Raw genomic sequence first — 204 nt, 5'->3', positions numbered from 1 at the left:
CATAAAAAAGTAATATAATAGCGATAAAGGGAGTCACTATGGCTGAGACGAGATCAGGTAGCATATGTGCGAAAAAACCTTCTAAGCTTTTTATATCATCATTGATAATACGTCGCAGATTTCCACTGCCATATTGAGCAAAAAATGATAATGGTACTTTACTGATTTTTTTAGCTATTGCGAGTTGTAATTGATGCTGAATAC

1 protein-coding gene is annotated in these 204 nt (G+C 33.8%); it reads right to left on the bottom strand.

Annotated elements, in window-relative coordinates:
* The coding region (locus HMPREF2886_RS32725) for an ABC transporter transmembrane domain-containing protein (protein ID WP_139148375.1) at window positions 1–204 on the bottom strand (204 nt) is incomplete at both ends.

It is taken from the genome of Pseudomonas sp. HMSC066A08 (assembly GCF_001813025.1).
Classification (GTDB): Bacteria; Pseudomonadota; Gammaproteobacteria; order Pseudomonadales; family Pseudomonadaceae; genus Pseudomonas; species Pseudomonas aeruginosa.
Note: the sequence above shows the minus strand (reverse complement) of the source record. Positions and strands in the feature narration are given on the sequence as shown.